Below are 25,900 nucleotides of genomic sequence, written 5' to 3'. Positions count from 1 at the left end.
GAGCTCGTCGCTCGGCGGTTCGAAGGCCGGCACGCGTTCCGGGACGCGCCCGTCCATCGCCTCATCGTTCGCGGGCTCGTCCGGGGGAAAGAAGGAGAACACGGCATCCACTCTGTCTGCGCTCTCCCGCCCGCACCACCCCGAGGTCAGTAACCCGCGAACGCGTCGGTAGTGAGCGAGGCGGCGCGGGAGAGTGCCGGAGCCAGGTCCGCGATGAGCCGCGGCGGTCCGGAGACGTAGGCCGTGCGCAGCGCGATGTCGGGGACCGCGCGCAGGAGCCCGTCGGCATCCACCCGGTCGGGACCGGCCCACACCCACCCGGCCGGGAGATCGCTCGGCTCGTCCCGACAGAACACGACCACCGGGATGCCGCTGGCGGCGATGTCGTCGCGGAAGGCGAGCTCGCTCGCCTCGGACACGACGTACACGAGGACGACATCGCGGTCCTGCCCGGTCGCCGCGAGGTGCCGGAGCTGCGACACGAACGGCGTCACGCCGATGCCGGCGGCGATGAGCAGTACGGGTGCGGTCGGCCGCGACGGCAGCACGAAGTCGCCCCACACGCCGGTGACCGCGAGCGTCGCCCCGACGGGAACCTCGGCCAGGGCGCGCTTGTACGACGACTGCGAGCCGTCCTTGAACGCGATGCGGACCGTCGGAAGATCCTCGGGCGCGGAGGCAATCGAGAACTCGCGTCGGGTTCCGCGCGCGTCGGGCCGACGGTGCGGCACATCGAGTTCGAGGTATTGTCCGGGCGAGAACGAGAACGACCGCTCGGCGCGGAACGTGAGTTCACGCACCGTCGGGGTGAGGTCGCGGCGTCCCTCGACGCGCAACCGCACGGCCGCGCGCAGGCAGAACAGGAACGCGACGAGGTTGCCGATGAGCAGGGCCCGCTCCTGACCGAGGGTGATCGCGCCGATCGCGATCGGCCACCCGGCCAGCACGCCGACGACGACCGCGACGACGAACTGCTGCCAGCGCCGCGGCGGTAGGGTCAGCGGTTCGGACAGCATGAAGGCGCCGAGGAACAGGAACGGCGACGAGAACGCCACCTGCAGGATCACCGTCGTCACGTCGACGGGAAACCCCGCGGACTGGAACTGCACGGTGGTCCGTACGAACGCGACGACCGCGGCCACGACCCAGAACACGGCGACGACCGCGAGCCGGTCGGTGCGCGCGAGGATCAGCAGTCCCAGGACGAGGACGGGGCCGGCGAGCCACGGCGAGCCCACCCACCACGCCGAACCGCCCAGATCGGGCACCGCGACGCTCAGGATCGTGAGCACCGCCGCGCCGGTCGCCGCCGGGTTCAGCACGTGGCGCCCGCGCCACGCGAGCAGATACTTCGACAGGGATGCCACGACCCCGGCGACGACGAGCCCGACCAGGCCCAGCGGCTCCACCGTCGGGCGCAGCACGAACAGGAGGATCGCGGCGGTGATGAGCGAGGACTCCAGGCGGCGCGGCATCCGGAGCACACTCTGCGCGGCGAGATCCGCCGCCGCGCACGCGACGACGAGCACCGCGGCGCTGGCGAGGATCTCGAGCGGGTCGGGGACCACGAGCCCGGCGAACGAGAGCCCGAGCGCGATCACGGCCAGGAGACCGAGCGACGACTGCACCAGGCGATACATCGAGACGCGGCCGAGAACCCCGCGCACGCGGGTGGAGGAAGCTGTGAGGGTGGTGGTCATCAGAAGATCTCCCCGTCGAATCCGGGCGACCACTCCACGCGGCCGTCCGTGCGCATGCGGACCCAGGGGGCGCCCCACGCCGCCGCGAGTTCGGGGCCGCCGTCGAAGAACAGGGCCGTCGCGAGGGCGTCCGCGCGCATCGCCGTGTCGGCGATCGCCCACGTCGCGGCGTAGGCCCGCACAGGCGCACCCGTCCGCGCATCGAGGACGTGGTGCAGGCCGTCGCCCCACGCGCGCCGCGTCACGGCCGATGCGCACAGCGCGGCGTCCCGGACCTCGACCACCCCGATCGCCCGCGCGGGATCGTACGGGTGCTCGAGTCCCACGCGCACCGGCATCCCGCGGACCGCGAGGTCACCCGAACCGTCGACGACGACGTCGCCGCCGACATGCCGCTGCACCTCCCGCAGCACCCGATCGACGAGCCGGCCCTTTCCCACTGCGCCCACGTCGAGCGTCGCCGGGTGGGACAGCGACAGGATGCCACTCCCCCACGTCACGATGTCGCGCCAGTCGGGCACGGGTTCCGGCGCACCCCAGGGCGCGAGAGTCAGCCGCGCGTCGTAACCGAGTCGGCCCAGGGCGTCACCGACGAGCGGATTCACGGCCCCGCCCGTCGCGACGTCGAGCTCGTCGTACAGCGACAGCATGGCATCCGTGTCGTCGGGCGCGGGAAGGGATGCCACGTGGCCCTCCGCGAGAGCCGTCACGAGCGAGTCGTCGCGGAAGCGCGACCATTCCCGGTCGAAGTCGTTCACGACCGTCGCGACGGCGGCGCGGGCGGTGGCCGACAGCGGCTCCTCGGTGTCGATCGACCAGGCCGTGCCGATCGCGTCGAACGTCCAGACCGCGCCGGTCGTCGTCGGCGAGGTCACCGTCTCAGGCCTTCGCCTCGGACTTGATCGCGTTCACGGCCTGCATGAACCCGCCGCTCGTGAGCGATGAGCCGGCGACCTTGGTCACGGAGATCTCGTCGAGCGACTTGCCGACGACCTCGTCCTTGATGCCGCCGATGAACTCGCTCTGGTACCGGCGGGACTCCGCGGCCTGCGGGTCGCCCGTCACCGTGACGTCGGTGACCTTGTCTCCGGCGATCGTGAGGGTCACGTCGACCTTCTCGACGCTCTCGGGCGTGGAGTACTGGCCCGTGGCCTCGTAGGTCCCGTCGGAGTACGTGCCGTTCGACGCGGCAGCTCCGCTCGAACCGGTGCTCGGAGCGCTCGCCGCGGACGACGCCGCGGGCGCCGGAGCGGCGGCGTCCGCGTTCGTGCCGGAGCAACCGGCGAGCGTGACCACGCCGGCGACGCCCAGCAGGGCGGTACCGACACGGATGGGGCGGGGGACGGCGGTCGTGCGGATCATGAGGGTCCTCTTTCGGTCGTGCCTCGCGGAGCGGGGGATGCTCACGATGAACACACGATCTCGAAACGGACCTGGTTCAGACCTCACCGAACCTGTGCGCCCGCGATGAATCTCAGGCGTCGCCGCCGAACATGCTCGTGACCGAGCCGTCCTCGAAGACCTCGCGGATCGCGCGCGCCAGCAGCGGGGCGATCGGGAGGACCGTGAGGCGGTCGAACCGACGCTCCGGGGGCAGCGGCACGGTGTCGGTCACGACGACCTCGTCGATCGCGGGGTCCTGCAGGCGCTCGGTCGCGGGATCGCTGAAGATCGCGTGGGTCGCGGCGACGATGACCTTGCGGGCACCGCTCGCCTTGAGGGCCTGGGCGGCCTTCTGGATCGTGCCACCGGTGTCGATCATGTCGTCGACGAGCAGACACGTGCGTCCGTCGACGTCACCGACGATCTCGTGGACCGAGACCTGGTTGGCCACCTTCGGGTCGCGACGCTTGTGGATGATCGCGAGCGGAGCGCCCAGGCTGTCGGACCACGTATCGGCGACGCGGACGCGCCCCATGTCGGGCGAGACGACCGTGAGCGTCTCGCGATCCTCGCCGGTGAGTCCCTGCTCGAAGTGCTCGAGCAGCACGGGCTTGGCGAACAGGTGGTCGACGGGGCCGTCGAAGAAGCCCTGAATCTGCGCGGCGTGGAGGTCGACGCTCATGATGCGGTCGGCACCCGCCGTCTTCAGCAGGTCGGCGACGAGGCGCGCGCTGATGGGCTCGCGGCCACGGCCCTTCTTGTCCTGGCGCGAATACGGGAAGTAGGGGGCGACGACGGTGATGCGCTTGGCGGAGGCGCGCTTGAGGGCGTCGAGCATGATGAGCAGCTCCATGAGCCACTCGTTCACCGGTGGACCGAACGACTGCACGACGAACACGTCGCACCCGCGGATCGAGACCTCGAAGCGCGTATAGATCTCGCCCGAGGCGAAGGTGCGGTGCTCGGTCGGGGCGAGCTCCGTGCCCAGGTGGCGGGCGACCGCGTTCGCGAGTTCGGGGTGCGAGCGACCCGAGGCGACGACGAGACGCTTCTTGGTCTTGGCGACGAGCCCGGGGGCGATGTCGTTGTCGCGGTCGAGATCTACACGGTTCTTCTTACGAGCCATCGCGCGCTTCCTGTTCACCCCGGGCCCGCGCGGCGACGTCCGCCGCGCCGGTGCCCGGTCGATTCTTCTCGACCCACCCCTCGATGTTCCGCTGGGGTGCAACGCTGAGTGCCAGCGCACCGGCGGGAACGTCCTTACGGATCACCGCGCCGGCACCGGTCTTGGCGCCATCCCCAATCGTAACGGGCGCGACGAAGACGTTGTGCGAACCGCTGTGCACCTCGTCGCCGATCACGGTGCGGTGCTTGGTGATGTCGTCGTAGTTCGCGGTGATGGCACCCGCGCCGAGATTGACGTGGCGACCGATCTCGGTGTCGCCGATGTACGACAGGTGCGGGACCTTGCTGCCCTCGCCGATCGAGGAATTCTTCACCTCGACGAAGGTGCCGACCTTGCCGTTCACGCCGACCCGCGCGTTCGCCCGGAGATACGCGAAGGGTCCGACGGTGGCGCCGGGTCCGACGACCGCGAGGGTCGCGTCGGTGCGGGTGATCGTGGCGTCCTCGCCCACTTCGCAGTCCACGAGGCTCGTGTCGGGGCCGATCGTCGCGCCGGCCGCGATCACGGTCGCGCCGCGCACGTGCGTGTTCGGCAGGAGGGTCACGTCCGGTGCGAGCACCGCGGTCACGTCGATCCACGTCGTCGCCGGGTCGACGACTGTGACGCCCTCGCGCTGCCAGTGCTGCACCGTCCGGGCGTTGAGCGTGCGCCCGGCCTCGGACAGCTGGATGCGGTCGTTCACGCCGAGCGCCGCGGCGGCGTCGGAAGTGACGGATGCCGCGACCCCGAGCTCGGCCTCGCGCAGCAGCGCGACGACGTCGGTGAGGTACTTCTCGCCCTGCGCGTTCGAGGTGCCCACGCGGGCGAGGTGCTCGCGCAGCGGCGCCGCACGGAAGACGTAGACGCCCACGTTGATCTCGGTGACCGCGGCCTCGTCGGCCGTGGCATCCTTCTGCTCCACGATGCGGTGCACGGCGGCGACCTCGTCACGGATCACCCGACCGTAGCCGTGCGGCTCATCGACGCGGGCGGTGAGCAGGGTGACGGCCGAGCCGCCGGAGCGGTGCGTCGCGACGAGCTCGGCGAGCGTGTGCGACTCGAGCAGCGGAACGTCGCCGCTCAGCACTAGCACGTCGCCCGCGAAGTCTTCGAGCGCGCCGAGGGCCGCCTCGACCGCCCGCCCCGTACCGGGGACCTCGTCCTGATCGACGATCACGACGCCCGGTGCGAGCTCGGTGATCGTCTCGGCCACGAGGTCGCGCTCGTGGCGCACGACCACCACGATGCGGGAGGGATCGAGGGATGCCGCGGTGTCGAGCACGTGTCCGACGAGAGGGCGACCGCCCACCGCGTGCAGGATCTTGGGGATGCGGGATCGCATGCGGGTGCCCTGCCCCGCAGCCAGGACGACGACGGCGAGCTCGGTCGATGAGGTCATGCTCCGCCGCCAGGATTCGAACCTGGACCTAACAGCTCCAAAGGCTGTCGTGCTGCCGTTACACCACGGCGGACCGTGCCCCGCGGGCACCGGTCAAGTCTGCCAGACGGCGACACGGGAGCGTTGACCCGCGGCGTTCTCGACATAATGAACGGGTGAGCCGGGACAGCGACGAGGTCGATCGCATCGTCGAGGCGTGGGTGCGTCAGCGACCCGACCTCGACTTCTCCCCGCTCGAGGTGCTCTCGCGCGTCGCGCGCCTCTCCCGGCACCTCGACATCGCCCGCAAGGAGGCGTTCCGCCGCAGCGACATCGAGTCGTGGGAGTGGGACGTGCTCTCCGCCCTCCGCCGGGCCGGCGAACCGTACCAGCTCAGCCCCAAGCAGCTGCTGCAGCAGACGCTCGTCTCCAGCGGAACCATGACCAATCGCATCGACCGGCTCGTCGCCCGCCGGTTAGTGCGGCGCGAGGCCGACCCCGGCGACGGACGGAGCATCCTGGTGACCCTGACCGACGACGGTCGCGTGCGCGTGGACGCCGCGATCACCCGCCTCGTCGATGCCGAGGCCCTGCTGCTGGAGAGCCTGTCGCGCGGCGACCGGGACCGCCTGGCGACGCTGCTGCGGAAGCTCAGCATGGGGTTCGACGCATGAGCGCCCCGGTGGAGAACCCGCCGACGCCGTGGCGGCGTGTGCTCGCCTGGGTCGACGTGCGGTTCCGCTCCCCCGCGGCCATCTATGGACTGATCGTGTTCACCGCGTTCGTCACCATCGCCGAGGATCACGCCGAGAGCATCGAGGACATGCTCGCGACGTCCGTCGCGAGCCTGATCGTGTTCTTCATCGCCCACGTCTTCGCGCACACCCTCACCGAGCATTCGGAACACGGGTTCCGGGCGGCGCTGCGGAACGCCCTGCGCCACGGATCGGGCATGCTCTACGCGTCGGTGCCGTCGATCATCGTCCTTGCGGTCTCGTGGGCTACGGGGGCCACGATCCACGACGCCGTCGACTCCTGCATGCTGACGGCGTTCATCATGCTCGCCCTCCTCGGCTATCACGCCTTCCAGAGCCGCCGCGCTCCGTTGTTCGGGCGCATTCTGGGCGCCGTGGCGACCGCCATGCTCGGCATCTTCATCGTGATCCTCGAGTACGGCTTCCACTGACACCGCCACGGGTCGATCTCAGCCGATGGCCTCGGTGAGTTCGAACCAGCGCATCTCGAGCTCGTCGCGCTCGGACTCCCACTCGGAGATGCGCTGCATCTCCTTCCCGAGCCCGACGTAGTCTGCCTGGTCGTGGTCGGCGAGCGCCGCCTTCGCCCGGTCGATCTGCGCCTGCAGCTTCTCGATCTTCCGCTCGGTCGCCGACGCCTCCTTCTGCGCGGCGCGCAGGTCGGCACCCTGGAGACCCGGGGATGCCACGGCCTCGGTCGTCGTCGAGCGTGACGGCTCGGCATCCTGGATCGCCCGAAGGCGCAGGTATTCGTCGACGCCGCCGGGGAGGTGGCGCAGACGCGCGTCGAGGATCGCGAACTGCTGATCGGTGACGCGCTCGAGGAAGTACCGGTCGTGCGAGACGACGATGAGGGTGCCCGACCAGGAGTCCAGCAGGTCTTCCATCGCCGCGAGCATGTCGGTGTCGAGGTCGTTGGTGGGCTCGTCGAGGATCAGCACGTTGGGCTGGTCGAGCAGGATGAGCAGCAGCTGGAGGCGTCGCTTCTGGCCACCCGACAGATCCTTCACCGGCGTCGAGAGCTGCGCGCTGGAGAACCCGAGCCGTTCGAGGAGCTGGCCCGGCGTCAGCTCCTGCGCCTTCGAGCCCGAGCCGAACGAGTACGTGGTGCGCAGGCCCGCGATGACCACCCGCACGGGATCGTCCATGTGCTGTTCCAGCTCGTCGAGGCGCTGGGTGAGGGTCGCGACCTTGACGGTCTTGCCGCGCTTGACGCGGCCTGTCGTGGGTTCGAGCGTTCCGGTGATGAGGCTCAGCAGCGTCGACTTGCCGGCGCCGTTCACCCCCAGGATGCCGGTGCGCTCGCCCGGCGCGATCCGCCACTCGACGTCTCGCAACACCGTGTGGTCGCCGTAGGTCACACCCGCGTCGAGGAGGTCGACGACATCCTTGCCCAGACGCGCGACCGCGAGCGACTGGAGGGCGACCTTGTCACGGATCTCGGGGACATCGGCGATGAGCTCGTTCGCCGCGTCGATGCGGAACTTCGGCTTCGACGTGCGGGCCGGGGCGCCGCGGCGCAGCCACGCGAGCTCCGTACGCGCGAGGTTCTGCCGGCGCTGTTCGATGGATGCCGCCTGGCGGTCGCGTTCGACGCGCTGCAGGATGTACGCCGCGTAGCCGCCCTCGAACGGCTCGACGATCCGGTCGTGCACCTCCCACGTCGTGTTGCACACCTCGTCGAGGAACCACCGGTCGTGCGTGACGACCAGCAGGCCGCCCGCGTTCGGAGCCCACCGCTTCTTGAGGTGCCCCGCGAGCCACGTGATGGCCTCGACGTCGAGGTGGTTGGTCGGCTCGTCGAGGAACAGCACGTCCCAGTCACCGGACAGCAGCCGAGCGAGCGCCACCCGGCGGCGCTGGCCGCCGGACAGACCGCCCAGGCGCGCGTCCCACGGCAGGTCACCGAGGAGACCGGCGATGACGTCGCGCGTGCGGGCGTCCCCCGCCCACTCGTGCTCGGCCCGATCGCCGACGACCGCGTGGCCGATCGTGTCGTCGTCGTCGAGCGTGTCCTGCTGGTCGAGGACGCCCACGGTCACCCCGCCGCGCACCGTCACACGCCCGCCGTCGGGCTCGCGGATGCCGGCGAGCATTCCGAGCAGGCTCGACTTGCCGTCGCCGTTGCGACCGACGATGCCGATGCGATCGCCCTCGTTCACCCCGAGCGAGACGGAGTCGAACACGACCTTGGTCGGGTATTCCAGGTGCAGGGCTTCGCCCCCGAGCAGATGTGCCATATCCGTCCCAGGCTACGCGGCTCGCGGGCCGGCCCGGACGCGCGCAGCGGGGCCGCCCGGATTCCCGGACGGCCCCGCTGGTGTGGCTTCGGCTCAGAGGTTGTTGTCGGCGAGCCAGGCCTTCGCGATGTCGGCCGACGACTGCTGGTCGACGGTCGACTTCACGTTCAGTTCCACGAGGCCCTCGGGGGTGAGGGCGGCGGAGACCTTGTTGAGGACGTCGGACACCTGCGACGCGACCTTCGAGTTCACGACCGGGACGACGTTCGACGCGAGGAAGAGGCCCTTCGGGTCTTCCAGCGTGACGAGGTCGTCGGTCTTGATGCGCGGGTCGGCGGTGTAGACATTCGCCACCTGGATCGTGCCGGCGACGAGGTCGTCGACCGTGGTGTCACCCGTCGCCGAGAACTGGACGTTCACGCCGTAGGTCGACTTCAGGCCGTTCGGACCGTACGGACGCTCGGCCAGCTCGGCGTTGCCGCCGAGGGTCAGCGGCGTGGTGACCTTGGCCAGGTCCGCGATCGTCGTCAGCCCATTGGCATCCGCGAAGGCCTTGGTGACGGTGTACGAGTCCTGGTCGGTGGCCGACGACTGGTCGAGCACCTCGAGGCCCTCGGGCAGCGCCTTCGGCAGGGCGGCGTAGACCTCGTCGGAGGTGCGGGCCGTCGTCTCCTTGTCGAAGAACTGCAGGAGGTTACCGGTGTACTCGGGGAACACCGTGACCGTGCCGTCCTCGAGCAGCGGGATGTACGCGTCGCGCTGACCGATCTGGAACTGGCGCTTGACCGTGAGGCCGGAGTTCTCCAGGGCCTGCGCGTAGATCTCGGCGATGATCTCGTTCGAGAAGTACGCCTGCGAGCCGACGACGATCTCCGCCGACGACGCGCTGGCGTCGCCGCCGTTGTTGCTCAGGGGGTCGCTCGAGGCGCCGCATCCGGCGAGGGCGAGCGAGGCGACCGCGAGTCCGGCGAGAACGCCGAGACCCTTGCGAGTTCGTGCTGTGAACATGGTTCCTCTTTCTGGTGGTGGGGAATCGGGTGAGTCAGGAAGCCGAGGGAGGGGTGGCCGGAACGCCGACGGCGACGGCCTCGGCTCGACGCTCACGGGCCGACCGGGCCCGCGGGGAGGCGGCACCGGCGACACGGATGCCACGGGGCACGACGAGGTGCTGGAGCAGGGCGAACAACCCGTCGGTGACGAGCGCGAGCACCGCGACCAGGATCGCACCGCCGATCAGGATGTCGAAACGGCGGAGCGGAATCGCCGCGATGATGTACTGCCCGAGCCCGCCGAGTCCGATGTACGCGGCGATCGTCACGGTGGCCAGCACCTGCAACGTAGCGGCGCGGATGCCTCCGACGAGCAGCGGCAGACCGAGCGGGACCTCGATGCGCCACAGGATCTGCGCCTCGGTCATGCCCATCGACCGCCCGGCATCCAGAACTCGACGATCGATCGCCTCGAAGCCGGTGTAGGCGCCGGCGAGGAGGGACGGGATCGCAAGGATGACGAACGAGATGACGGCCGCCTCGGGCTTGTGGAGAACACCGAGGAGCAGCGTCAGCAGGATGAGGAGGCCGAAGGACGGGATCGCGCGCGCGGCGCCCGAGATCGCGACGGCGGTCTTTCGACCCTTCCCGGTGTGACCGATGTACCAGCCGAGCGGGATCGCGATGGCCGCGGCGACGAGCACCGACACGAGCGTGTACAGCAGTTGCACGCCGATCGCCGCGGGAATGGAGTCGAAGCCCGTGCCCGGGTTGCCCGAGAAGATCCAGGCGAACGCTTCGCCGATGAGGTTCATGCCTTCACCAGCGTCCGGTTGGCCTGACGGGAGACGGTCTTGGTCCCCCGCGTCCAGGGCATCAGCAGTCGTCCAGCCAAAACGAGAAGCAGGTCGATCACGAGCGCGATCACGACCACCGCGAGAACGCCGGTGAACACCTCGGGCAGGATCCGTCGCTGCAGGCCGTTCGTGAAGAGGTAGCCGATGTTCTGGATGCCGACCAGGATCCCGACGGTCGCGAGGGCGATCGTGCTCGCCGAAGCGACGCGAAGCCCGGCGAGGATCACGGGACCCGCGAGCGGGAACTCCACGGCCCAGAAGCGCCGGAACGAGCTGTAGCCCAGGGCGGTCGAAGCCTGGCGCACGCCGGCATCCACCGAATCGAGTCCGTCCGCGACAGCCCGCACGAGGATCGCGACGGCGTAGATCGCCAGCGCGACCACGAGGTTCACGGGGCTCACGATCGAGTACCAGCCGGTGATCACCGGCATCAGGATCAGCAGCGCGAGGGAGGGGATCGTGTAGAGCAGACCGGTGATCGTGATGACGCTGCTGCGCACCAGCCGGTAGCGCCAGGCGAACCAGCCGAGCGGGACGCTGACGACGAAACCGGCGACCAGCGCGATCAGGCTCTGTTGCAGATGCGCGACCGCCAGCTCGCCGATCAGGCCGAGGTTGTTGAGGACCCAGGTCACGCGCGCGGCTCCTCCACGAGAGCGCCCTGCGTGCGTCCCTCGGCATCCACGACGACCGTGCCACGCTCGGTTTTCTTAAGATGCAGGGCGCGCTTGCCCTTCACCGCTCCGATGAAGCTGGCGACGAAGTCGTTCGCCGGGCGCTCGATGATCTCGCTCGGTGCGCCGACCTGTGCGACCTGAGCGCCCTTCTCGAGCAGCACCACCTGGTCGCCGAGCAGGAACGCTTCGTCGATGTCGTGAGTGACGAACACGATCGTCTTGCCGATGTCGTTCTGCAGGCGGATGAGCTCCTGCTGCAGTTCGTCGCGCACGATCGGGTCCACCGCGCCGAACGGCTCGTCCATCAGGAGGATGTTGGGGTCGGCGGCGAGACCGCGCGCGACGCCGACGCGCTGCTGCTGGCCGCCCGAGAGCTGGCTCGGGTAGCGGTCGGCCATCGCGGTGTCGAGGCCCACCGTCTCCATGAGCTCGAGGGCACGGGTGCGCGCCTTCTTGCGGTTCTCGCCCTGCAGCACGGGCACGGTCGCGATGTTCTCCGCGACGGTGAAGTGCGGCAGCAGACCCGAGTTCTGCATGACGTAGCCGATGCTCCGGCGCAGCTGCACCGGTGGCCGGGACGCGATGTCGTCACCGTCGATGGAGATGGTTCCGGACGAGGGCTCGACCATGCGGTTGATCATGCGGAGCAGGGTGGTCTTGCCGCAGCCCGACGATCCCACGAAGACGGTCGTCTTGCGGGACGGGATGACGAGGCTGAAGTCGTCGACGGCGCGGGTGCCGTCGGGGAAGACCTTCGAGACGGTCGAGAACTCGATCATGCGCGTACCCGACTCAGTCGGAGACCACGACCTTCCGGTCGAACGCGACGTAGCCGGCGAAGTCGGTGCCGACACGGTCGACCGCGCCGGGACGCAGGTCGGGGTAGGACCAGGCGCCGTCGGGCAGGTCCGCACCGTCGAGCGAGACGTTCCAGTACTGGGCCGCGCCCTTCCAGGGGCACGTGTAAGGCGTCGGGCTCTGCGAGAGCGCGCCCTCGCGAATCGCGCTCGGCGGGAAGTACCAGTTGCCTTCGATGGGGACGAGGTCGTCGCGGTCGGCTTCGGCGATGACGACGCCGTCGAGTACTGCCTTCATGGGGATCCTCCCTCTTCGTGACCGCGTGCGGGCACGGCGCTCGCAGGTCTGCGGCTACCTGGGACACGCTAGCGAGGGGCCCCGACACGAAAGGTCAGATTGCCGCGTGTGACGACCTGGGCTATGGTGCCCCCTGGTCAGACCACACGCGCGCCCGCGACGGGACCGTGGACGTGCAGAGCGGGATATCCCGCGGCGCTCAGGGTCACCTGGAGATCGATGGCCGATGTCTCGTCGGCCGCCAGGAACGCCAGCGTCGGGCCCGAGCCCGAGACCAGCCCGGCGAGGGCACCGGAGCGTTCTCCGCGCTCGAGCACGCGTCCGAGATCGGGTCGGAGGTGCAGCGCGGGCGCCTGCAGATCGTTGCGGACGGTCGCCGCGAGCATGTGCGCGTCGCCCTGGCGGATCGCGTGCAGCACGTCCGGGTCGACGGCCGGGACGCGCGGCGCCGGTCCGATGTCGACCGCGTGGCGCGCGCGGTGCGCGTCGAGCTCCCCGTAGACGACCGGGGTCGACAGCCCCTGGTCGTTCGGGACGAGGACCCAGTGGAAGCGACCGGATGCCAGCGCGGGGCTCAGTTCGTCGCCGCGGCCCGTGCCGATCGCGGTTCCGCCGAGCAGCGCGAAGGGCACGTCGGCGCCCAGCTGCGCCGCGAGGCGCGCGAGCTCGGCGGTCGGCATCCCGATCCCCCACAGGGCGTCGCAGGCCACCAGGGCGGCCGCGGCGTCGGCGGACCCGCCGCCCATCCCGCCCGCCACCGGCACCGCCTTGCGGACCGTGAGATGCACGCCGTCCTCGACCCCGGCGACCCGAGCGAGCATCCGGGCGGCGCGCAGCGCGAGATTGCGCTCGTCGGTGGGGACGCCCTCGACGTCGACCGTCGAGGTCTCGGCGATCTCGATCGTGAAGCCGCCGGCGGGGACGGCCGTGATCTCCTCGTACAGCGAAACCGCCTGGTACGCCGTGGCGACCTCGTGATAACCGTCGTCGGCGACGTCGCCGACCTCGAGGAAGACGTTGATCTTCCCGGGCGCGCGGACGCGGACCTCTGCGGACGAGCCGCTCATCGGGCAGACCGTCCCGCGCGCGCCCCGGTCGCGCCACCGTGTGCGAGACTGGAACGTCGGCCCGACGTCGTCCGACCCGCGAGCAACGGGTCGATGGCGGTCGGTCCGGAGCGGGCGATCTCAGTCACTCTTCGACAGTAGTGCCCCGCTCACCGCCGTTCGGCGCCGCCGCCGAAACGCGCACGTAACGCCGTAATCCCTACGGTGTACGAACCGTCCCCACATCCCCCGAGGAGGCACAGTATGCGATCGATGGTCCCCCTTTCTGTCGAAACCGATCCCTGGCGCGCCCTCCTCTCCCGGGCGGACATCCGCATGGTCGACGGCATCCTGCACGTCGTCGACGACCGCTCCACCCCGGCGGACGCCGAGCGTGACGACCTGCTCACGGTCGCCGCGGCGATCGAGGCGGCGGGCGTCGAGGTGATGCTGGTGCGGGATGCCAATCGCCGACCGAAGATCGTCGTCGACACGGCGCATGCCGACGCCGCGCTCGCGGCGCTGCGCGACCCCGAGCTCGGTCCCGTGTACCTCAAGGCCCGCGGCGAGGAACCGGTGCCGGCGCACAGCGTCCGCCCCAGCCGCAACGCCGTCGAGGCCTACGCCGTGTTCCGTCCCCGCACGTCGACGGAGGGCTCGTACCGCTACGGTTCCGCACTCGCGCCGCGCCTCGAGCTGTGGCGGTTCGGGGCGCAGACCGTCGAGGCTCCGCGCCCGAGCGCGCTCACACGCCGGAAGTTCGCCGCAGCCGACCTCGATCTCGTCGAGGTCGAGCGCTACGGACGCCGCTGGCGCACGGTCGCGGGCATGTTCGACCCCCACCCGAACGAGTTCACGGAAGACGTCGACATGGTCTTCTCGTGGGTCGACGGCTCGTCGAGCGAGTTCCAGCGCCAGCGCGCCGCGCGCATGAAGGGCTACGTCGTCGGCGACGGCGACGACAACGCCGCCCGTTACCGCCAGGTCGACGAGCTGCGCTACGCGCTGCGGAGCGTCCACATGTACGCACCGTGGGTGCGGCGCATCTTCATCGCGACCGACTCCCCCACGCCCGAGTGGCTCGCCGACCACCCCAAGGTCACGATCGTGCGCAGCGAGGAGTTCTTCGCCGACCTGTCAGTGCTCCCCACGCACAACTCGCACGCCGTCGAGGCACAGCTGCACCGCATCCCGGGCCTCGCCGAGCACTTCCTCTACAGCAACGACGACATGTTCTTCGGGCGTCCCGTCACGCCGGAACTGTTCTTCAGCGGAGCGGGCATCACCCGGTTCGTGGAGAGCGGCATCCGCATCGGCAGCGGTCCCGCCCACGTCGACCGCTCGGGCCACGACAACGGGCTGCGCGTGAACCGCGCGCTGCTGAAGGAGCGCTTCGGTCGGGTCACCACGCTTGACCTCGAGCACTGCGCCACGCCGCTCCGGCGTTCGGTCGCGTACGAGCTGGAGCGAGAGTTCGCCGAGGACTACGCCCGCACCGCCGCGAGCCGTTTCCGCTCGGCGACCGACATCTCGGTGACGAACAGCCTGTACCACTACTACGCCCTGGCCACGGGTCGCGCGGTCATCACGACCGAGCCCCGCACGCGCTACGTCCAGACCACGCAGCTCGACGCCCTCCGTCAGATGGAGCGGCTCGTCTCGCGGCGGGACACGGACATGTTCTGCCTCAACGACGGCAGCGTGCCCGAGATCCCCGAAGAGGTCCGCGTGCCCGCGCTCCGCGCCTGCCTCGAGCGCTACTTCCCCGTGGCGGCGCCGTGGGAGAAGGCCGAGGCGGTCACCGCAGGATCGGTAGCGGCGTCGTCGGCGGCGACACCCGCCCGCTGAGCTCCGCCGTGGCCGGCACGACGATGCCGGCCGACCGCAGGCGCTCCTGCGACTCGGCGGCGTCGACGTACTGCAGCACCTCGGCGGCGCCGACGGGGACGACCGAATGCACGATCGTCTCGTCGTAGACGTGGACGAGGTTGAAGCCCTGGGCACCGTCCTGCGGCCGGGTCCCCCCGACCGGCACCATCAGGTCCTGCGTGTAGCAGGTGGCGGATGCCACGGACACCGGGATGCCCGCGAACGTCGCGAACGTCGAGTAGTGCAGGTGTCCCGCGAGGATCGCCCGCACGTCGCTGCCGCGCAGCACGTCGGCCAGGAGCCGCTGGTCGCGCAACTCGACGGTGGCGGCCAGGTCGAGCACGCTCGGCACCGGCGGGTGGTGCATCGCGAGGATCGTGCCGAGGGGCGCGGGCACCGACAGCACGTCGGCGAGCCACTCGCGCTGGGCGGCGGTGACCTCGCCGTGGTGGTGACCGGGGACCGACGTGTCGAGCGTCACGACGCGGAGGCCGTTGAGCTCGTCGATGCGATCGACCGGGGCCGTCGGGTCGCCGCTCTCGCCGGGCAGGAAATGGGAGCGGAACGTCGCGCGGTCGTCGTGGTTGCCCATGACCCAGATGACGGGGGCGCCCAGACGCGCTGCCGCGGGCTCGACGATCGCCCGCACGCGGGCGTACGCGTCGTCCTCACCGAAGTCGGCGAGGTCGCCCGTGAAGATGAGACCGTCGGGACGGATTCCGGATGCCTCGATCGCGGCGACCGCCTGGGAGAGGTGCTCCTCGGAGTCGACGCGGTCGTACAGCGGGGCGCCGCCCGCTCGCAGGTGCGTGTCACTCAGGTGGAGCAGCACGCGTTCGGCGCGAGGGTGTTCGGCAAAGCGCATCTCGATCCCTTCGGGCCGTCGGGTACGGCCTCAGCCCGGCGTGATGCTCCCGGTTGAGCAGAAATGTTACCGGCATGTTTCGGGAACTCGTGATGAACGCGACGAGAAATTACGGGACGCGCAGACGCGTGAGTCGCCACGATTTGTCGCCTCTACCCGCGGAGAAGCGACAAGACGTGGCGACTCACGCGAGAGCGCGGGATCGGCGGCGCGACCACCCTGGGGGGAAGCCGGGGGTTAGAGCGCGGCGATGCGTACGAAGTCGGTGATGGAGAGCTGCTCGCCGCGGAGCGTCGGATCGACGCCCGCGGCCTCCAGCGCCTCTGACGCGGCGGCGGCAGACCCGCCGAGAACGCTCGACAGAGCCTGCCGCAGCATCTTGCGGCGCTGCTGGAAGGCGGCATCCACGATCGCGAACGTGCGGCGCCGGAGGTCTTCGTCGCCGCGGGGCTCGGCATCCCGTTCGAATCCGACCAGCACGCTGTCGACGTTCGGAACCGGCCAGAACACCTGGCGCGAGACCGTTCCGGCCAGGCGCCACGGGCCGTACCACGCGGCCTTGACGCTCGGGGCGCCGTACACCTTGGATCCGGGCGGGGCCGCGAGGCGCTCCCCCACCTCGGCCTGCACCATGACGACGCCGCGCTGCAGGAACGGGAACGTCTCGAGGAAGTGCAGCAGCACCGGTACCGACACGTTGTACGGCAGGTTCGCGACGAGGACCTCGGGCGCGCCGGGGAGCTCGCGCACCTGCAGCGCGTCGGCGTCGATCACGGTCAGACGCTCGGCCGGCACATCGTGCGCGGCCGCGGTCTCGGGGAGCCGCGCGGCCAGCCGGTGGTCGATCTCGACGGCGACGACCGACGCGCCCGTCTCGAGGATCGCGAGCGTCAGCGAGCCGAGTCCCGGCCCGATCTCGACGACCCGATCGGATGCCTCGACCCGCGCGGCCTGCACGATCTTTCGGACCGTGTTGGCGTCGACGACGAAGTTCTGCCCCAGCTTCTTGGTCGGCGTGACGTCGAGGTCGGCGGCGAGCCGGCGGATCTCGGCGGCACCGAGGAGCGAAACGGGCATTGTTCCACTGTAACCAGGGCGACCGCCAGTCGCCGCCCTGGGGCGCAGACGGCAGTAGCGTGGGTGGGTGAGCCAGACGCAGTCGATCCCCGCCAATGCCTTCACCCTCCGCGGTCCCTACGGACGACGAGCGGTTGGACTCTCGATCGCCGCCGCCGTCGGTGGGTTCCTGTTCGGGTTCGACTCCTCCGTCATCAACGGCGCCGTGGATGCCGTCCAGGGCAACTTCGAGCTGAGCCAGGTGCTGACGGGCTTCGTCGTGGCCGTCGCGCTGCTCGGCTGCGCGGTGGGCGCGGTCATCGCCGGCGCGCTCTCCGACCGCTGGGGCCGACTGAAGGTCATGCTCCTCGGTGCCGTGCTGTTCTTCGTGTCGTCGATCGGTGCCGCGCTGACGTTCAGCGTCCCCGACCTCATCCTGTGGCGCGTCATGAGCGGCCTCGGCATCGGCATCGCCTCGGTCGTGGCGCCCGCATACATCGCCGAGGTGGCGCCGCGCCAGATCCGCGGCTCGCTCGCGTCCCTGCAGCAGCTCGCGATCACGCTCGGCATCTTCGGCGCGCTGCTCTCCGACGCGCTCCTCGCCACCTCCGCCGGTGGCGCCGCGAACCAACTGTGGCTGGGCATGGAGGCGTGGCGCTGGATGTTCCTCGTCGGCGTGATCCCCGCCGCCGTCTACGGCATCCTGTCGTTCACCGTCCCGGAGTCGCCGCGCTACCTCCTCGCGAAGGGCCGTAAGGACGAAGCGCGCGCGATCTTCTCGCGCCTGGTGCCCCCGGCCGACCTCGACAAGACGATGAACGAGCTCACGAGCGCGATCGAGACCGACCGCAAGAACAAGAACGTGTCGCTGCGCGGACCGGTGCTGGGTCTGCAGGGCATCGTGTGGACCGGCATCCTGCTGTCGATGTTCCAGCAGTTCGTCGGTATCAACGTGATCTTCTACTACTCGACGACGCTGTGGCGCGCGGTCGGCTTCGACGAGAGCAACTCCCTGCTCATCTCGGTCATCACGTCGGTCACGAACGTCGTCGTCACCTTCGTCGCGATCTTCCTCGTCGACCGCGTGGGCCGGAAGCCGATCCTCCTGACCGGTTCCGTGCTGATGACGGTGTCGCTGGCCGCGATGGCCCTGTCGTTCACGTTCGCGCAGGGCAGCGGCGATGACGTGTCGCTGCCGGCCCCGTGGGGCGGGATCGCGCTGGTCGCGGCGAACGTCTTCGTGATCGGGTTCGGCGCGTCGTGGGGTCCGCTGGTCTGGGTGCTGCTCGGCGAGATCTTCCCCAGCCGCATCCGCGGCAAGGCGCTGGGTGTCGCGGCGGGTGCGCAGTGGATCGCGAACTTCGCCATCACGGTGTCGTTCCCCGCGATGTCGGGCTGGTCGCTCCCGCTCACGTACGGCATGTACGCGCTGTTCGCCGCGCTGTCGTTCCTCTACGTGGCGCTGCGGATCCCCGAGACCAAGGGCATGGAACTCGAGCAGACCGAGACCCTGTTCGTCCGCAAGGACAAGAGCAAGGCCTGACGAATTGCGAAGGCCGGCGCCCCGAGGGGTGCCGGCCTCCGTCGTGTCTGGTGCCGTGTGCGCTGCGGCACAACCTCCGCGATCCGCACAAGCTCAGTGGCACCCGCCCCGAAACGACTGAGCGTGCGCGAACCACTGAGCCACGGCCGCGACGCGAGCCGCCGGCACAACCTCCGCGATCGGCACAAGCTCAGCGGCACCCGCCCCGAAACGACTGAGCGTGCGCGAATCACTGAGCCACGGCCGCGACGCGAGCCGCCGGCATGACCTCCGCGATCCGCACGACCTCGGCGGGATCCACCCCGGGCGAACTGAGGATACGCGGATCACTGAGTCAACGCCCCGACGCAGAGCGGTCGCAGCGGGTCAGAACTCCCCGTACACCTCGAGGGTGTTGGCGGCCACCTGGGCGGCGAGATCGTCGACGTCGATACCGAGTTCGGGTGCCAGGAAGCGCAGCGTCACCGGGATGAGGTACGGCGCGTTCGGGCGGCCGCGGTACGGCGCCGGGGTGAGGAACGGCGCGTCGGTCTCGACGAGGATCCGCTCGCGCGGGGTCACGGCGAGGGCGTCGCGCAGGTTCTGGGCGTTCTTGAACGTGACGTTGCCCGCGAAGGAGAGGTAGTACCCGCGGTCGGCCGCGATGCGGGCCATGTCGGCGTCGCCGGAGAAGCAGTGGAACACCGTCTTCTCGGGGGCGCCGACGCGCTCCAGCGTCTCCAGAACGGCGTCGTGGGCGTCGCGATCGTGGATCTGCATGGCGATGCCGTGCTTCTTTGCGAGGGCGATGTGCGCCTCGAACGAGCGGAGCTGGGCCGGGATGCCATCCGCCTCGGTTCGGAAGAAGTCGAGGCCCGTCTCGCCGATGGCACGCACCCGGGGCTCTGCCGCAAGCTCGTCGATGACCGCGATCGCGGCATCCAATTCGCCCGCAGCGGCGTACGCCGGCGCCTCGTTCGGGTGGATCGCCACCGCCGCGAGCACGCGCGGATGCGTGGCCGCGGCCCACGCGGACCAGCGCGACGAGTCGACGTCTCCCCCGGCCTGGACGACGCCGTGCACGCCCACGGCCAGCGCCCGCTGGAGCTGCTCGTCGAGCGAGAGGCCGGTCTCGCCGTCCTCGATCTCGAGGTGCGTGTGGTTGTCGTACACGGGCACGCCGAGCGGCTCGGGTGCGGGCGGGTAGCTCACGTCGCGCCGACCGTCGGCCGACCGCTCGCGCACGTACTGGCTCGGGTCGCCGCCCTCGATCGTGCCGCGGGGCCGCTCGACAGGCGTGCTCATGCCTGCTCGACGCGCGGGAACAGCGGCGACAGACCGTTGACCGACGTGCCCGGACGCAGCACGCCCCACGCACCGGCCTCCCGCAGCGGCTGGTCCTGCAGACGCCCGATGCTCTCGGCGGCGCCGAGGGCGATCCAGAGCTTCTCGGTCGAGATCGGCATGACGGGCGACAGCAGCACGGCGAGAGCGCGGAGACCCTCGGCCGCGGTGTACAGAACCGTGCCGAGGCGCTCGCGCTGCGCGTCGTCCTTCGCCAACGCCCACGGCTCGTTCTCGGTGATGTACTGGTTCAGCGCGTCGACGATCGTCCAGATCGCGTCGATCGCCTCGTCGATGCGGAACCGCTCGATGGCCGCGTCAGCGTTGCTCGCGGCATCCGCGACCGTCTTCTGAATCGCGAGGTCGGCGTCGGTGTACTCCCCCGCCGGCGGCACGATCCCCTCGAAGTACCGCTCGATCATCGCGATCGACCGGGATGCCAGGTTGCCGAAGCCGTTGGCGAGTTCGGCCTGGTAGCGGGCGGAGAGGTCTTCCCACGAGAACGACCCGTCCTGTCCGAACGCGATCGCGGAGAGGAAGTAGAAGCGGTACGCGTCGGAACCGAAGACGTCGGTGATCTCGGTCGGTGCGATACCGGTGAGCTTCGACTTCGACATCTTCTCGCCGCCGACCAGCAGCCAGCCGTGCGCGAAGACGCCGCGGGGCACCTCGAGCCCCGCCGCCATGAGCATCGCGGGCCAGATCACGGCGTGGAAGCGCAGGATGTCCTTGCCCACGACGTGGTACGCGGGCCAGCGGCGCGCGAACTCCTCGGGGTCGCTGCCGTAGCCGACGGCCGTGGCGTAGTTCAGCAGCGCGTCGACCCACACGTAGATGACGTGCGAGTCGTCCCACGGCACCTGGATGCCCCAGTCGAACGTCGACCGCGAGATCGAGAGGTCTTTCAGACCGTTCTTCACGAACGAGACGACCTCGTTGCGCGCGGAGTCGGGCCTCACGAAGTCGGGCACCGAGCGGTAGAGCTCGAGCAGCGGCTCCTGGAACTCGCTGAGCTTGAAGAAGTAGTTCTTCTCCTGCAGCAGCTCGAGGGGCTTCGAGTGGATCGCGCAGACCTTCAGACCCTCGAACGGGCCCTCGCCGTCGACGATCTCGGCCTCGGTCTTGAACTCCTCGCAGCCGACGCAGTACAGCGCCTCGAACTCGCCCGCGTAGATGTAGCCGCGCTCGTACAGCGCCTGCACGAACTTCTCGACGCGCTCCTCGTGACGCGGCTGGCTCGTACGGATGAAGTCGTCGTTGGCGACGTCGAGGGTCTTCAGCAGCGGGAACCAGGACTCGCTGACGAGCTTGTCGACCCACTCCTGCGGCGTGTGGTTGTTCGCCGCGGCGGCGCGCATCATCTTCTGGCCGTGCTCGTCGGTACCCGTCAGCATCCAGGTGTCGTCACCGGACTGCCGGTGCCACCGCGCGAGCGCGTCCACCGCCACGGTCGTGTAGCCGTGCCCGATGTGGGGCACGTCGCTCGGGTAGTAGATCGGCGTGGTGATGTAGAACGATCGGCCGGAAGTCACCCCAGGATTCTACGGGGGACGGCCGACACGTCCGGCCGTGTGTCGGCGTCAGCCCCTGACGGCGAGCGCCGCCTGGTACAGCTCGCGCGACGAGTGCCCGGTGAGCGACGCGACCTCGGCCGCGGCCTCCTTGAGCCGTGCGCCGCCGCGCACGAGTTCGAGCACCTGGGTCACGGCATCCGGGAACGCCACCTCGCGCGCGGACGCACCGCCGACGACGATCGCGATCTCGCCGCGCACGCCGTCGGCCGCCCAGGCGGCGAGCTCCGCCAGCGTGCCGCGGCGCACCTCCTCGTGCAGCTTCGTCAGCTCGCGGCAGACCGCGGCGGGACGGTCGGCGCCGAACGCGGACGCGAGATCGTCGAGAGTGGATGCCAGCCGCGACGGCGACTCGAAGAACACCAGGGTCCGCGTCTCGGCGGCGAGGTCGGCGAACGCCCGGCGGCGCTCGCCCGGCTTACGGCGCGGGAACCCCTCGAACGCGAAGCGGTCGGTCGGGAGCCCGGCGACGGCGAGGGCGGTGACGACGGCGCTCGGGCCGGGAATCGCGGTGACCGTGACACCCGCCGCGGCGGCGGCCGCGACGAGCCCGTACCCGGGATCGCTGACCGTCGGCATGCCGGCATCGCTCAGCACGAGGAGGTCGTCCTCGCGGGCGAGTTCGACGAGCTCGCCCGCGCGTTCCTTCTCGTTGTGGTCGTGCAGCGCGAGGAGCCGCGGCCGGTTCGCGATCCCGAGACCGGCGAGCAGCCGCTGAGTGGTGCGGGTGTCCTCCGCCGCGACGACCGTGGCGTTCTCGAGAGCCTCGACCAGGCGTCGCGACGCGTCGCCCAGGTTTCCGATGGGGGTCGCCGCCAGGATGATCACCGCCCCACCTTATGCTGGGGGCCGTGACCGCCGTCCCCCCGCTCCTGTCCTCGGACGAACGGACGCGCCTCGATCGCTGGCGCGACAGCCTGCTCGCCGATCCCCGCAGCGCACGGCGGTGGCGCTGGCTCGCCCCGACGATCATCACGCTGATCGCCTTCCTGCTGCGCATCGTGAACGTCGGCAACCCGCACCAGCTGGTCTTCGACGAGACGTACTACGTGAAGGACGGCTGGAGCCAGTGGCTCCTCGGGTTCCCGTCGAACTGGCCGGGCGGCGCGGACGAGCGCTTCGCCGCGGGCGACACGGACTTCTTCACGGGGGTCGGCAGCTACGTCGTACACCCGCCTCTCGGCCGCGTCTTCATCGGTGCGGGCATGGCGCTGTTCGGTGCGGATTCCTCAACGGGGTGGCGGATCGCCGCGGTCGTCTTCGGCACGGCGACGGTCCTGCTGGTGTACCTGCTCGCGAAGACGCTCACCGGGTCGCTCGTCTTCGCGTCCGTGGCATCCGGTCTCCTGGCGATCGACGGCCTCGGGATCGTGCTGAGCCGCGTGGCGCTGCTCGACGGCTTCCTGACGTTCTTCATCGTGCTGGCACTGTGGTTCCTCGCGCTCGACCGGCGGGCCATGCGCGAGCGGTGGGCGGCGCGCGAGCCGCGCGAGTCGACGTGGGGCCCGCTGTTCTGGAACCGCCCGTGGCTGCTGGCCGCCGGCCTCGCCGCGGGCGCGGCCACGGCGGTGAAGTGGTCGGGGCTGTACGTCATCGCCGGCATCGGCATCTACGTCGTGATCACCGACGCCCTCGCCCGCCGTCGCGCCGGGGTGGTGCAGTGGCCGGTCGACGCTGTGCGGCAGGGACTCGTGTCGTTCGTGCAGCTCGTGCCGCTCGCCGCCGTCGTCTACCTCGCGAGCTGGTCGGGGTGGCTCTTCACCGACGGCGGTTACGACCGGCACGCGCTCGACGCGACGCCCGCCACCGGCTTCTGGGCGTGGGTGCCGCTGCCGCTCCAGAACCTCTGGGGCTACCACCAGTCGATGTACGCGTTCCACGTGGGCCTGTCGACGCCGCACTCGTACGCGAGCCCTGCGTGGCAGTGGCCGCTGATGATCCGCCCGACCTCGATGTACTGGCACCAGGACGATTTCGGAGTGAACGGATGCCAGCTCCCCAGCGGCTGCACCGAGGCCATCTCGAGCATCGACAACCCCCTGCTGTGGTGGGCCGGGATCGTGGCATCCATTTATCTTCTGGTGCGGTTCGTCCTGCGGCGCGACGGACGGTACGGCCTCGTGCTCATGGGCCTCGCGGCGACCTACGTGCCGTGGCTGCTGTACCCCGAGCGGACGATCTTCCAGTTCTACACGGTGGCGATGGTGCCGTTCCTCGTGCTGGCGCTGACGTTCGCGCTGCGTGATCTCGCGCGGGGCCCGAGGTCGATGCCCCGGGCGACCGGGCAGGCCTGGGTCGTCGTGTTCCTCGCGGTGTGCGTCATCCTCTCGGCGTTCTGGTACCCGGTGTGGACGGCGCTGCCGGTGCCCTACGAGTTCTGGCGCCTGCACAACTGGATGCCGAGCTGGATCTGACCCCGCGGCCCGCCTTCGTTCGCAGATCCGCGCGAAGCTCGCAGGATTCGGCCGGAATTCTGCGAAGAACGCGGGATTCTGCGAACTTCGGCGCGGGGAGTCAGGCGAGAACCGACGACACGCTCTCCGCGATCATCCGCGCGAACGGGATGCGCGGCACCCATCCCGTCTCGCGTCGCAGGCGTTCCGCATCCCCGGTGATGGATGCAGGATCGTTCGGCCGGATGAGGTCGGGATCCGTGCGCGTCTCGGGAACGGGACGTTCCAGCACAGCGCAGATCGTCGCCAGGATCTCCTTACCCGAGTGGGCCGAGCCCGAGGCCACGTTGTACAGAGCGTGATCCAGGGTGGGCGCGGTGATGAGAGCCAGGTAAGCGCGGGCGACGTCACGCACGTCGGTGTAGTCACGACGCGTCACCAGCGACCCCGTGGTCACCGTCGCACCGGCCGGCAGCTCCGCGATCCGGCGCGCGAGGTCGGGGATGAGGAAACCGGGGCCCTGGCCGGGACCGGAATGGTTGAACGGTCGAGCGACCACCGTGTCGAGACCCCGACCGCGGTAGTAGGCCAGCTGGTTCTCGACGAGCACTTTGCTCACGGCGTAGGGCGAGGTGAACCCCAGGGGCGACGACTCGTCGATGACCGAAGCACCGGGGGTCGCCGCGTAGACCGCACCGGAGCTGACGCCGACCACTCGGCCTCCGCCGGAGCCGCGGAGGAGCGCCTCTCCGAGGTGAGTGACCATGGCGCTGTTGGCCGAGAGGTAGAGCTGCGGGCGACTGAACGAGCCGCCCACGGCCGCGAGGCCCGCGAGGTGGACCACATCTGCGTCCGTCGGTGCTGTCGAGGGCCACTCCTCCGTGAGGTCCACACCCACGTATTGGTCCGCGATGCCGTCGAGAGAATCCGGCACGCGCTCCTCCCGACCGATGGCGAAGACCGAGAAGCCGGCCTCGGCCGCGATCCGGCAGAGGTGGGCGCCGACGAATCCGGCGGCGCCGGTGACGACGAGGGTTCGGGTCATCCGTGCAACCGGGCCTGTTCCGCCAGGTCGTGCGCGACCATGAGCCGGACCAGGCCGGGGAAGTCGACCTCGCGGCGCCAGCCGAGCTCGTTCTCCGCCTTCGAGGGGTCGCCGAGGAGGATGTCGACCTCGGCCGGTCGCATGAACGCGGGGTTCTGGACGACGTAGGGGCGCCAGTCGTCGATGCCGATCTCGGCGAAGGCGAGCGTGAGGAACTCCTCGATGGAGTGCGTCTCACCGGTCGCGAGGACGAAGTCGTCGGGAGTGTCGTGCTGCAGCATCCGCCACATGCCCTCGACGTAGTCTCCGGCGTACCCCCAGTCGCGCTTGGGCCACAGGTCGCCGAGCTCGATGTTCGGCTGCAGGCCGAGCTTGATCCGCGCCACGGCGTGGGTGATCTTGCGGGTCACGAACTCGACGCCGCGGCGCTCGCCCTCGTGGTTGAACAGGATGCCGCAGGAGACGAACATGCCGTAACTCTCGCGGTAGTTCTTCGCGATCCAGTGGCCGTAGAGCTTCGCGACGCCGTAGGGGCTGCGCGGGTGGAACAGCGAGTTCTCGTTGTAGCCGGCTCCGGGGCGGTTGTAGTCGAGCCCGCCGAACATCTCGGACGTGGATGCCTGGTAGACCTTGGTGCGCTCGGTGCGGCCGGTGATGCGGACCGCCTCGAGAACGTTCAGCACGCCCTTTGCCGTCACGTCGGCGGTGAGGGTGGGGTTCTTGAACGAGTATCCGACGTGGCTGACGGCGGCGAGGTTGTAGACCTCGTCGGGATCCGACGTCTCGACGGCGCGGACCAGCGAGGTGGGGTCGATCAGATCGCCCTCGATCAGCGTGACATAGGGGAATTCCGCGACGGTCGCCTCTTTTCGCGGGTTGTTCTGTCCGCGGATCAGACCGAAGACTTCGTAGCCCTTCTCGTGCAGAAGCTCGGCAAGGTGCCCTCCGTC

The 25,900-nt window shown here is 70.0% G+C and carries 24 protein-coding genes and 1 tRNA gene; 5 read left to right on the top strand and 20 right to left on the bottom strand.

Annotated elements, in window-relative coordinates; all coding sequences use genetic code 11:
• Positions 1-146 precede the first annotated feature (146 nt).
• From AVW09_RS06160 to AVW09_RS06135, 6 genes are all read right to left on the bottom strand, one after another.
• Positions 147-1,700: an FAD-dependent oxidoreductase gene (locus tag AVW09_RS06160; protein ID WP_063257203.1), complete on the bottom strand. Its 1,554-nt coding sequence runs from the start codon at positions 1,698-1,700 to the stop codon at positions 147-149.
• Positions 1,700-2,575 carry an FAD:protein FMN transferase gene (locus AVW09_RS06155; protein ID WP_063257201.1) on the bottom strand — a complete coding sequence of 292 codons (876 nt, stop codon included), beginning with the start codon at positions 2,573-2,575 and terminating at the stop codon, positions 1,700-1,702. Before AVW09_RS06155 ends, AVW09_RS06160 begins: the two co-directional genes overlap by 1 nt.
• A gap of 4 nt (positions 2,576-2,579) precedes the next feature.
• Positions 2,580-3,062: an FMN-binding protein gene (locus tag AVW09_RS06150; protein WP_063257710.1), complete on the bottom strand. Its 483-nt coding sequence runs from the start codon at positions 3,060-3,062 to the stop codon at positions 2,580-2,582.
• A 112-nt stretch (positions 3,063-3,174) separates the two neighbouring features.
• Positions 3,175-4,209, bottom strand: a complete 1,035-nt coding sequence (locus AVW09_RS06145; protein WP_063257200.1) for a ribose-phosphate diphosphokinase — start codon at positions 4,207-4,209, stop codon at positions 3,175-3,177.
• Positions 4,199-5,647 carry a bifunctional UDP-N-acetylglucosamine diphosphorylase/glucosamine-1-phosphate N-acetyltransferase GlmU gene (gene glmU, locus AVW09_RS06140; protein ID WP_063257199.1) on the bottom strand — a complete coding sequence of 483 codons (1,449 nt, stop codon included), beginning with the start codon at positions 5,645-5,647 and terminating at the stop codon, positions 4,199-4,201. The genes AVW09_RS06145 and glmU overlap by 11 nt, the downstream gene beginning before the upstream one ends.
• Position 5,648: 1 nt before the next feature.
• Positions 5,649-5,720 (bottom strand) — tRNA-Gln (locus AVW09_RS06135).
• 82 nt (positions 5,721-5,802) lie between these two features.
• Here AVW09_RS06135 and AVW09_RS06130 point away from each other — a divergent pair.
• Entirely contained in the window at positions 5,803-6,300 is a 498-nt protein-coding gene (locus AVW09_RS06130; protein ID WP_063257197.1) for a MarR family winged helix-turn-helix transcriptional regulator, read from the top strand.
• The gene (locus AVW09_RS06125) at positions 6,297-6,812 is read left to right on the top strand and encodes a hypothetical protein (protein ID WP_063257195.1); all 516 of its coding nucleotides are present in this window, start codon (positions 6,297-6,299) and stop codon (positions 6,810-6,812) included. Before AVW09_RS06130 ends, AVW09_RS06125 begins: the two co-directional genes overlap by 4 nt.
• A gap of 18 nt (positions 6,813-6,830) precedes the next feature.
• On the opposite strand, the gene AVW09_RS06120 is transcribed toward AVW09_RS06125, so the two are convergent.
• From AVW09_RS06120 to AVW09_RS06090, 7 genes are all read right to left on the bottom strand, one after another.
• A complete protein-coding gene (locus AVW09_RS06120; RefSeq protein WP_063257193.1) occupies positions 6,831-8,621 on the bottom strand; it encodes an ABC-F family ATP-binding cassette domain-containing protein in 1,791 nt (596 codons plus the stop codon).
• Between the two features lie 93 nt (positions 8,622-8,714).
• On the bottom strand, positions 8,715-9,629 hold the full coding sequence (locus AVW09_RS06115) for an ABC transporter substrate-binding protein (protein WP_063257191.1): 915 nt from the start codon (positions 9,627-9,629) through the stop codon (positions 8,715-8,717).
• A gap of 34 nt (positions 9,630-9,663) precedes the next feature.
• A complete protein-coding gene (locus tag AVW09_RS06110) occupies positions 9,664-10,425 on the bottom strand; it encodes an ABC transporter permease (RefSeq protein ID WP_063257189.1) in 762 nt (253 codons plus the stop codon).
• Positions 10,422-11,102 (bottom strand): ABC transporter permease, encoded by a 681-nt coding sequence (locus AVW09_RS06105; RefSeq protein WP_063257187.1) that lies wholly within the window; start codon positions 11,100-11,102, stop codon positions 10,422-10,424. The genes AVW09_RS06110 and AVW09_RS06105 overlap by 4 nt, the downstream gene beginning before the upstream one ends.
• Positions 11,099-11,923 carry an ABC transporter ATP-binding protein gene (locus AVW09_RS06100; RefSeq protein ID WP_063257185.1) on the bottom strand — a complete coding sequence of 275 codons (825 nt, stop codon included), beginning with the start codon at positions 11,921-11,923 and terminating at the stop codon, positions 11,099-11,101. The genes AVW09_RS06105 and AVW09_RS06100 overlap by 4 nt, the downstream gene beginning before the upstream one ends.
• Positions 11,924-11,936: 13 nt before the next feature.
• Positions 11,937-12,239 carry a DUF427 domain-containing protein gene (locus AVW09_RS06095; RefSeq protein WP_063257183.1) on the bottom strand — a complete coding sequence of 101 codons (303 nt, stop codon included), beginning with the start codon at positions 12,237-12,239 and terminating at the stop codon, positions 11,937-11,939.
• 137 nt (positions 12,240-12,376) lie between these two features.
• On the bottom strand, positions 12,377-13,306 hold the full coding sequence (locus tag AVW09_RS06090) for a 4-(cytidine 5'-diphospho)-2-C-methyl-D-erythritol kinase (RefSeq protein ID WP_063257181.1): 930 nt from the start codon (positions 13,304-13,306) through the stop codon (positions 12,377-12,379).
• Positions 13,307-13,549: 243 nt separating this feature from the next.
• On the opposite strand from AVW09_RS06090, the gene AVW09_RS06085 reads away from it, so the two are divergent.
• The gene (locus AVW09_RS06085; protein WP_063257179.1) at positions 13,550-15,133 is read left to right on the top strand and encodes a stealth family protein; all 1,584 of its coding nucleotides are present in this window, start codon (positions 13,550-13,552) and stop codon (positions 15,131-15,133) included.
• Here AVW09_RS06085 and AVW09_RS06080 read toward each other — a convergent pair.
• Positions 15,084-16,019, bottom strand: coding sequence for a phosphodiesterase (locus AVW09_RS06080; protein WP_063257177.1), 936 nt, complete (start codon positions 16,017-16,019; stop codon positions 15,084-15,086). The two genes, AVW09_RS06085 and AVW09_RS06080, sit on opposite strands and share 50 nt — an antisense overlap.
• A 237-nt stretch (positions 16,020-16,256) precedes the next feature.
• Positions 16,257-17,096, bottom strand: a complete 840-nt coding sequence (gene rsmA / locus AVW09_RS06075; RefSeq protein ID WP_063257175.1) for a 16S rRNA (adenine(1518)-N(6)/adenine(1519)-N(6))-dimethyltransferase RsmA — start codon at positions 17,094-17,096, stop codon at positions 16,257-16,259.
• Between the two features lie 67 nt (positions 17,097-17,163).
• On the opposite strand from rsmA, the gene AVW09_RS06070 reads away from it, so the two are divergent.
• Entirely contained in the window at positions 17,164-18,618 is a 1,455-nt protein-coding gene (locus AVW09_RS06070; RefSeq protein WP_063257173.1) for a sugar porter family MFS transporter, read from the top strand.
• A 366-nt stretch (positions 18,619-18,984) separates the two neighbouring features.
• On the opposite strand, the gene AVW09_RS06065 is transcribed toward AVW09_RS06070, so the two are convergent.
• Genes AVW09_RS06065 through rsmI form a run of 3 tightly spaced genes read right to left on the bottom strand, consistent with a single transcriptional unit; the run spans position 18,985 to position 22,340 of the window.
• Complete coding sequence (locus tag AVW09_RS06065) at positions 18,985-19,902, bottom strand: TatD family hydrolase (RefSeq protein WP_063257171.1); 918 nt, start codon at positions 19,900-19,902, stop codon at positions 18,985-18,987.
• Complete coding sequence (metG, locus tag AVW09_RS06060) at positions 19,899-21,473, bottom strand: methionine--tRNA ligase (protein ID WP_063257169.1); 1,575 nt, start codon at positions 21,471-21,473, stop codon at positions 19,899-19,901. The genes AVW09_RS06065 and metG overlap by 4 nt, the downstream gene beginning before the upstream one ends.
• Before the next feature lie 48 nt (positions 21,474-21,521).
• The gene (gene rsmI, locus AVW09_RS06055; protein ID WP_063257167.1) at positions 21,522-22,340 is read right to left on the bottom strand and encodes a 16S rRNA (cytidine(1402)-2'-O)-methyltransferase; all 819 of its coding nucleotides are present in this window, start codon (positions 22,338-22,340) and stop codon (positions 21,522-21,524) included.
• Between the two features lie 23 nt (positions 22,341-22,363).
• Between rsmI and AVW09_RS06050 the strand changes: the two genes are divergently transcribed.
• The gene (locus tag AVW09_RS06050; RefSeq protein ID WP_231901785.1) at positions 22,364-23,926 is read left to right on the top strand and encodes a dolichyl-phosphate-mannose--protein mannosyltransferase; all 1,563 of its coding nucleotides are present in this window, start codon (positions 22,364-22,366) and stop codon (positions 23,924-23,926) included.
• A 100-nt stretch (positions 23,927-24,026) separates the two neighbouring features.
• On the opposite strand, the gene AVW09_RS06045 is transcribed toward AVW09_RS06050, so the two are convergent.
• Positions 24,027-24,950, bottom strand: coding sequence for an NAD-dependent epimerase/dehydratase family protein (locus AVW09_RS06045; RefSeq protein ID WP_063257165.1), 924 nt, complete (start codon positions 24,948-24,950; stop codon positions 24,027-24,029).
• The coding region (locus tag AVW09_RS06040; protein WP_063257164.1) for a GDP-mannose 4,6-dehydratase at positions 24,947-25,900 on the bottom strand (954 nt) is incomplete at its 5' end. The genes AVW09_RS06040 and AVW09_RS06045, both read right to left, overlap by 4 nt.

Origin of the sequence: Microbacterium sp. T32 (assembly GCF_001619615.1) — a bacterium.
Taxonomy (GTDB): Bacteria; Actinomycetota; Actinomycetes; order Actinomycetales; family Microbacteriaceae; genus Microbacterium.
This window is presented reverse-complemented; position numbering and strand designations above follow the sequence as displayed.